Consider the following 7,733-nt stretch of genomic DNA (forward strand, 5'->3'; position numbering starts at 1 on the left):
AAAATTGAAAATTGGTGGGGGGTTTTAAAGACATTGATGAGGCAGAAATTAAAAGAATATGAGACAGTTAGAGATTGTGTAGATGCTGCCTTCATGGAATGTCCTAATGTATGCGCGTAGCGCTATAACTCGTAAAACTTTCATGACCATGGTAGAGGTGCTGCAACCGAGTCTCGATCGTATAGGTCAACGAGGAGGGCAAAACCGTCTGAGAGTCGAAGACCAACTATTGATGACATTGCAGTATGGAGGGACAAAATCAAAAGTGCTACGGCAAGTTCGGTCGTCTTTTAGGACAGCAGACACCGATCGAAATCTGCGTTTGTGGGTACCGTTTGTCTTGGTGGGAAATTGGCTGTAGTCTATCTATGTATGTATGGCGATCGATAAGAGAAAGAATTTTCCGATCGCGGCGAAGGTGTTAGTGTTTCGTCTCAGGTTTGGTTTCTAGGGTTCCATCAGTATGGGTTAGGCTCGATCTCGAGAGCGAGAGCTAACTTTAGAATGTGGGTGCATCATACTCTTGCCGGTTGAACCGTTTGCGGCGCGCTCCAACCCCAAAGACTAACGATCGTTCCGGAGAAATTGTATCGTGCTCGGATCTGATGAGATCGAACCGACCAAAGTGGTTTTGGTTGTAGACGATCGACCTATCAACCTGGAAATCTTATCCACGATGCTCAAAGCTCAGGGATACCGAGTGTGTCAGGCACTCAGCGGGCAAATGGCATTAACCGCTGCCCGTACCGTTGCCCCCGATGCCATCTTGCTGGACGTACAAATGCCAGAGATGGATGGCTACGAAGTTTGCTCCGCCCTCAAAGCTAGCGAGCGAACGGCTCACATTCCCATCATTTTCCTCGGTCAGGTCAAAGATGGTGCGGAGATCGTTCGGGCATTTGCCACTGGCGGCGTAGATTACCTCCCCCAACCCCTACGATTGGTTGAAGTCGTCGCCAGAATCGAAAATCACTTGAGCGCTCGACGCTTGCAGCACCAGTTGCAGGCACAAACCCAACAACTCGAATCTCAAAATCTTCAATTGCAACAAGCGATCTCCGATGCCCTAAAAGCGGAAGTCACCCTCGCCCAAACGAACCAACAGTTAGAAAATTTAGCTCGTTTCGATAGTTTGACCCAACTCTTAAATCGTCGCGGCTTCGACGAACGCCTAGAGCGAGAATGGCGGCGCTGCGCTCGAGAGCGAGTTCCTTTGGCGTTACTTCTGATCGATATCGATTACTTCAAGCTTTACAACGATACCTACGGTCATCCCGCTGGAGATTTGTGTTTGAGGCAAGTGTCGGATACTCTGCGCCGCAGCATCAAGCGTCCGGGGGATGTTGTTGCCCGATACGGCGGCGAAGAGTTTACCGTTCTCTTGCCCAAGACAACTTTGGAAGGGAGTGTTTGCGTAGCACAACGCATTCAGCAAGCAGTGCGAAACCAGGCGATCGCTCATTCAGGCTCTCCCGCAGAATCTTGTCTTACCCTCAGTTGTGGAGTCGCCAGCCAAATTCCCGACTCCAGTCAACTTCCCACGACTCTCATCGACGATGCCGATCGCGCTCTCTACGCAGCCAAAGCACAAGGTCGCGATCGGGTTGTCCCCAGTTAGGACGATCGATCGTAGTCATCGTACTTCATAGAAGTTGTCCAGTTAGTATTGAGTCTCCCCGGCTTCCGTTTCTCCCGAATCTCTCCTCCCCAGCTTATCCAAGTCCGAAGCACCGATTTCCGGTTCGAGAATAAATTCGGGAAAGATGTCAAGTTCTCGCGTGTCCTCGCTGCCCCAGGGATCCAAAATATCTTTAAATAAAGCTTCTTCGATCCAGGTTTTCGCCACCACGGTCAGGGGAAGTGCGAGCAATAAACCAACGATACCAAAAGCGGTAGTAAAGAAAATTTGGGCAACGAGGGTGACAGCCGGCAGGAGGGAAACCTGTTTGGCCATCACCGTGGGAGTGAGCCAATAACTCTCGATATTTTGGATAATCGCATACCAAATTAAAACCGCTAAAATCTTCCACGGCGAATCGAGCAGGGCAATCATAATGGGAAAGACAACGCTCAAAGCCGGGCCGATGTTGGGAATAAAGTTGAGCACTCCAGCAAGCAAGGCGTGAGTGAGAAGAAATTGAATATTAAGAATGGCTAGCCCAATACCGCTGAGCATGGCAATAAACAAGGAATTGAGCACGATTCCCGCCAACCAATTGCCTAAAGCCACTTCGCATTGGTTGAGGATATCATCGGCGCGCCGACGGTAGAAGGAGGGAAACAGATGAATGGCCGCCCGTCGATAGCCCTGGGGATTGGCAAGCATCATTAGCGTCAACACGAAGACGAGTAGGAGTTTGAGGGCGATGCCCAGAGAGTTTTGGAAAAATTCCACAAACCGGACGAGCAGCTCGGTTCCCACCGGTTGAAGTTGGGCGATCAACTCGCCGATATCTGGGGGATCGGGTAGCGGCTTGGGTAATGTTTCCCGCAGTAGATCTTCAAAGACTTCGAGTTCTTCGCGCATTCGCAAGAAGACATCGGGAATTAACTCAATTAATTTTTGAAATTGTTCGACGAAGGGGGGAACGATGAGAAAGAAGAAGAGAATCCCGATCAACAAGCTCGAACTCAGAGTTGCGGCCACGGCAAGCGATCGCTTCAATCCTCGTTGCTGTAGCAGGCGAACCAATCGATTCAGTGCGGTAGCCAAGACGACAGCCGCAAAGATGAGCAGCAACATTTGGCGAATTTGCCACAAAATATAGAGGGAAATAATTAAGATAATCAAGCCAAGCCATTGACCGAACTTCACGACTCTTGCCCTCTATCGCACTAAACTTTTTCTCACGATATCACCCATGACCGAACATCGATTAATAACTCTTCTAACAGATTTTGGGTTGAGCGATATCTATGTAGGCGTACTCAAGGGAACGATCTCGAGTATCGATCGGGCACTGAGCGTTATCGATCTCACCCACGAGATTCCGCCGCAAAATTTACGGGCGGCGCGGTTTTGCTTGATGAGTGCCTGGGAGTATTTTCCCGCCGGTACGGTTCATGTCGCAGTGGTCGATCCGGGTGTCGGCAGCTCTCGAAGGGCGGTGGCGATCGAGTTTGCGGGGGGATTTCTGGTGGGGCCCGATAATGGCTTGTTCCGCGGCGTGTTGGGTCAGAGTCGGGCGATCGCGGCGGTGGAACTTACCCAGCCTCGATACTGGCGTACCTTCACCCCCAGCACGACGTTTCACGGTCGGGATATTTTTGCCCCCGTTGGCGCTCATCTGGCCGTTGGGGTGAGTTTCTCGGAGTTGGGAACCCCGATCGATCCGGAAAGCTTGGTACAACTTTCTTTACCAGAATTGACAAAAAACGATGAATATGTAGCTGGCGGCGTGCAATACTGCGATCGCTTTGGCAATTTGGTGACCGATATTCCCGGCGATTGGGTGGGGGGAAAGGTGCGATCGGCGAAACTGGGAGATCGGACGATTCGAGGAGTTTGCACCTACAGCGAAGGGCAACCCGGAGAACTGGTTGCTTTAGTCGGGAGTCACGGTTGGGTCGAAATTTCAGTCAATGGGGGTAGCGCCCGAAAAGTTGTATCTTTTGATGAAGAGGTAGAAGTGGTGGTGGCGATCGAATAACTGTGTCCTCTTCTTTTAGAGTCTGTCATCCGTTAGTCGCACATTCCCCTGTTGCCCGCTTGCGAATTTTAAATTCCGCGCTTCTCCCCCTCTCCCATGTTAAAATCTCCACTCATCGCCACTGACAAAAGGAGCCGATCGACAATGCCAACTTACCATTACGTTCTCGCTAGCCAATCGTTTTTACTAGAAGAAGAACCCATCGAGGAAGTGATTCGCGAACGGACTCGAAACTATCAAGAACGGGAAAAAGAAATTGATTTTTGGGTTGTCAAGCAACCGGCTTTTTTGGAAGCTCCAGAAATGAATGCGACGAAAAATCAATGCCCTCAACCGGCTGTGGCAATTATTTCCACCGATCGTCAATTTATCACTTGGCTGAAACTGCGATTGGAACACGTCATCGTCGGGAAATTTCAAGCACCTTCAGAAACAATTCCCGAGCCTCTAGCCTCTTTAGCATCGGTATGATAGACTACATGGCATTTAGCTGATGCGGCGGGAAGTGCCACCAACGAGGGTAACTGGGAATCAAACAAGCTCGGCACCGACCAGAGCGATCGCCCCAGTCACACCGACAGATTTCCGAAACAATGTCTACACCCGAGAATCCCATGAGTCCGACTATCTCGAACACCTGTAGAATGCTTCTGGGATCGACCCTAATCGGAGCGATCGGTTGGGGCGCGATCGCTACCGGTTCCCTAGCCTGGCAGGGTGAATGCGTTCCACCTCAACCGGGAGAGTACTTGATTCTGGTGATTAATCCAGAAGAAGACGAGCAAGAAGCCGTCGCCGAACTGATCCCCTCGGAGCGGGATTCCTCCATCTGCAATTACCTGGGCGAGATCGTCACCCGAGTGGGGGGTTATCGCCAGCAGCAAGACGCGAATGGGTTGGCTCAGACGATCGCCGCTCAAACTGGCTTGGGAGCATTTGTGACCCGTCCTCCCCAAGTGGCAGTTCCCGAGGAGGCACTATCTGTAGAAAGTTCTGCCCCAGCGGCGGAACCGCCGCCATCTCCCCCCATCGCTCCATCCGTTGAAATTGCACCCAATCCCCTAGAAGCAACCACCGATGGCAACTCTGCCTCTGCCTCGGGTATTCCCCTCATTCCCGGTCGTGCCATCGAACCCGCACCTTCGAGTTCTCAAAGCGATCGCGAAAGTCCCCGTCGCGAGAACCCCGCCCCGGAGCTAATCTCGACGGCGACTCCGTCGGAAACCAGATTACCTCCAGAAACAACCCTATCTCCAGAACCGACAACGTTACCCGACCTAGGTCTGAGTTCTACCGCGTTATCACCACCGGAATCTCCGACCCCCGATTCTCCGGCATACAACCCCCCGCCGCAAGTCACAGCATCCTCCCAAGACAATGTGCCCGCACCCATTCCCGATTTGGAAGCGCGATCGCAGCCACCCATCCGACCAGCTCAGAGCCGAGAATTGCCTGAAGTTCCCCCATTGACCTCGGAGTTGCCACCCGTACGAGATGCGGTGGAAGCCACATCCCCCACATCTCCTGTTGCACCCTTCAATCCCCAAACCCTTGATGCGGGTTACGCTATATTGGTCGATTATTTAGATCGACCCGAGTTAGCCGCTCAAATTCAACAGACTGTCGGGAAAAACGTAGGTTTAGTCTCTTACGGACAGCGACCTTACCTATTGGTGATGCATACCCAAGACGATGGAGCGGCAAACTCGACCTTGCAGACTCTCAGTGCCAACGGATTTTTGGCGATGATAGTTGATAGCCGCCAAGTTATCTTGCTCGCACCCAAAGTCGAACAATTTTAATAGAGGTCCTGGTGCGATGCGAATACTCAATTTGCACTAACCCCATCTCTCGAAAAAAACGTCTTTTCCAGGAAGCGCCCCATGTTATAATAGAGCGACAGCATCCTTGGAGAGGTGGCTGAGTGGTCGAAAGCGGCAGATTGCTAATCTGTTGTACGGTTCAGGCCGTACCGAGGGTTCGAATCCCTCCCTCTCCGTTTTTATTAAATTGACGCTCCCAGTCAGGCGATCGCGAGGGCTTAAAGTTTCCTCCGGCTTTCGATCGAAACTGAGTTAAGCACCCCGATCGACTTGACAAAACTTATGTATTGGCGCAGTCACAGCCAGGATAAATCCTAACCGCGATCGGGCGCACGCAAAGCGAACTTGGGACTTCAGGAAATGAGTTCCTCAAAGAAGAATATGCATTGAGCGATCGCTTGTTTAAATTGGCAATGCGCATAGATAACGATCTTTACTCAAATCCATTACTTGCCTGCGGGGATCGAGCGATCGAAAACTCCCGTTCTCCAGGATAATGAGGAAGTCGCAACCCCAACAACGTCCTCGTGAAAGCTCTTACCCTCCTCGGATCGACGGGTTCCATCGGCACGCAAACCCTTGATATTGTTGCCCAGAACCCCGATAAATTTAAATTAATCGGACTGGCTGCGGGCAATAACGTGGAAATGCTCGCCCAACAAGTCCGACAGTTTCAACCAGAAATTGTTGCCATTCGCAATGAAGAGAAATTGCCTGCACTCCAAGAGGCAATTTCCGATCTCGCTAGCCAACCGATTTTGCTGGCGGGGGAAGCGGGGATCGTCGAGGTGGCAAAATATGGAGACGCGGAAGCCGTCGTAACGGGGATCGTCGGTTGTGCGGGGTTGCTGCCGACGATTGCGGCTGTCGAAGCGGGGAAAGATATCGCTCTAGCCAACAAAGAAACGTTGATTGCTGGAGGGGCAGTGGTGAATCCAACCATTGCCAAACATGGGGTAAAATTGCTGCCGGCGGACTCGGAACATTCGGCTATTTTTCAATGCCTTCAAGGAGTGCCCGAAGGGGGATTGCGGCGGATTATTCTCACGGCTTCTGGGGGGGCATTTCGCGATTGGCCCATCGAAAAGTTATCGGAAGTTACTGTTGCCGATGCCATTACCCATCCCAACTGGTCGATGGGGCGGAAAATTACCGTTGATTCTGCCACGTTGATGAATAAAGGATTGGAAGTCATCGAGGCACATTACCTGTTTGGTTTGGACTACGATGATATTGATATTGTGGTGCATCCTCAGAGCATCGTTCACTCGTTAATCGAGCTACAAGATACGTCAGTTTTGGCTCAGTTGGGTTGGCCGGATATGCGACTGCCGCTGTTGTACGCTCTTTCTTGGCCCGATCGCATTCCCACCGATTGGGAACCGTTAGACCTCGTAAAAGCAGGGGATTTGACCTTCTGCGAACCCGATCGCCACAAATATCCCTGTATGGATCTTGCCTATGCAGCCGGACGAGTGGGGGGATCGATGACGGCAGTTTTGAATGCGGCAAACGAACAGGCAGTGGCTCTATTTCTAGAGGAGAAAATTCAGTTTTTAGATATTCCTCGCTTAATTGAAAAAGCGTGCGATCGCCACCAATCCGATAATTGTTTGCAGCCTTCTTTGGAAGATATTTTAGAAGCCGATCGATGGGCGAGAAAAGCAGTTCTCGAAGGAAGTCAATCTTCCGAAAGTAATTTTGTTTTCCAAAGCTAAATTTTCTTTACTTTCAGACTAAATAAAGAATGAAGTGCGATCGCCTTTCCAATTTTAGTCTGCTGTATTGTATAAAATTTTTGATTAAAACGTTGTATTTTTGGAATCTCTAGATACGAATAATACAAGCATCTCGATCTGTTTTGAATGTTCTAAATTGTGATGGGTGAACTCAAAATTTTCAATGGTAGTCCAGATATCCGCTTTCCCTCCATAAAACACCTTTATTTGACGAGAAAATCACACAACTGTCTGTTTGATTTGTTACCATTTGAATCGAAAATAATCTTCAATTGCGATCGGTGCCAACCCATCGCCACCTATGGGAGAGAGACGAACAAATGGTACTCATTCAAGATACCCTCATCGGCGGAAATTCATTCCTTGAGGGAACTCTAGAAGACGATCGAATTTTAGGACTCGATGGCAACGATACATTAATCGGTTTAGCCGGTAACGATATTTTACGAGGTGGCACGGGAAATGACCTTCTCGATGGAGGAGAAGGCGATGATGTTTTGTCGGGAGAAGACGGGAATAAC

At 50.3% G+C, this 7,733-nt stretch carries 8 protein-coding genes and 1 tRNA gene; 8 read left to right on the forward strand and 1 reads right to left on the reverse strand.

The annotated features are described in order from the left end of the window. Positions 1 to 142 precede the first annotated feature (142 nt). Together IQ235_RS13035 and IQ235_RS13040 are read left to right on the forward strand one after the other, a co-directional pair. Positions 143 to 361 carry a hypothetical protein gene (locus IQ235_RS13035; protein ID WP_264321890.1) on the forward strand — a complete coding sequence of 73 codons (219 nt, stop codon included), beginning with the start codon at positions 143 to 145 and terminating at the stop codon, positions 359 to 361. Positions 362 to 592: 231 nt separating this feature from the next. Further along, positions 593 to 1,618 (forward strand): GGDEF domain-containing response regulator, encoded by a 1,026-nt coding sequence (locus IQ235_RS13040; RefSeq protein WP_264321891.1) that lies wholly within the window; start codon positions 593 to 595, stop codon positions 1,616 to 1,618. Between the two features lie 42 nt (positions 1,619 to 1,660). On the opposite strand, the gene IQ235_RS13045 is transcribed toward IQ235_RS13040, so the two are convergent. Then, entirely contained in the window at positions 1,661 to 2,815 is a 1,155-nt protein-coding gene (locus IQ235_RS13045) for an AI-2E family transporter (protein ID WP_264321892.1), read from the reverse strand. Positions 2,816 to 2,861: 46 nt separating this feature from the next. Between IQ235_RS13045 and IQ235_RS13050 the strand changes: the two genes are divergently transcribed. From IQ235_RS13050 to IQ235_RS13075, 6 genes are all read left to right on the forward strand, one after another. Next, positions 2,862 to 3,650, forward strand: a complete 789-nt coding sequence (locus tag IQ235_RS13050; protein WP_264321893.1) for an SAM hydrolase/SAM-dependent halogenase family protein — start codon at positions 2,862 to 2,864, stop codon at positions 3,648 to 3,650. A gap of 144 nt (positions 3,651 to 3,794) precedes the next feature. Continuing rightward, positions 3,795 to 4,121, forward strand: coding sequence for an MgPME-cyclase complex family protein (locus IQ235_RS13055; protein WP_264321894.1), 327 nt, complete (start codon positions 3,795 to 3,797; stop codon positions 4,119 to 4,121). Positions 4,122 to 4,264: 143 nt separating this feature from the next. Next, positions 4,265 to 5,452 (forward strand): hypothetical protein, encoded by a 1,188-nt coding sequence (locus IQ235_RS13060; RefSeq protein ID WP_264321895.1) that lies wholly within the window; start codon positions 4,265 to 4,267, stop codon positions 5,450 to 5,452. Between the two features lie 108 nt (positions 5,453 to 5,560). Next, positions 5,561 to 5,649, forward strand: a tRNA-Ser gene (locus IQ235_RS13065). 351 nt (positions 5,650 to 6,000) lie between these two features. Next, positions 6,001 to 7,191, forward strand: a complete 1,191-nt coding sequence (dxr, locus tag IQ235_RS13070; protein ID WP_264321896.1) for a 1-deoxy-D-xylulose-5-phosphate reductoisomerase — start codon at positions 6,001 to 6,003, stop codon at positions 7,189 to 7,191. Between the two features lie 341 nt (positions 7,192 to 7,532). Continuing rightward, positions 7,533 to 7,733, forward strand: a 201-nt coding sequence (locus IQ235_RS13075; protein WP_405196673.1) for a calcium-binding protein, incomplete at its 3' end; no start/stop codon positions are given.

The organism is Zarconia navalis LEGE 11467, from assembly GCF_015207075.1.
Classification (GTDB): domain Bacteria; phylum Cyanobacteriota; class Cyanobacteriia; order Cyanobacteriales; family Geitlerinemataceae; genus Zarconia; species Zarconia navalis.

Excerpts from the sequence above, each read along its gene's own strand:
- IQ235_RS13035 (WP_264321890.1), top strand. The coding sequence starts at position 143 with ATGACCATGGTAGAGGTGCTGCAACCGAGTCTCGATCGTATAGGTCAA.
- IQ235_RS13050 (WP_264321893.1), top strand. The coding sequence starts at position 2,862 with ATGACCGAACATCGATTAATAACTCTTCTAACAGATTTTGGGTTGAGC.
- IQ235_RS13055 (WP_264321894.1), top strand. The coding sequence starts at position 3,795 with ATGCCAACTTACCATTACGTTCTCGCTAGCCAATCGTTTTTACTAGAA.
- IQ235_RS13060 (WP_264321895.1), top strand. The coding sequence starts at position 4,265 with ATGAGTCCGACTATCTCGAACACCTGTAGAATGCTTCTGGGATCGACC.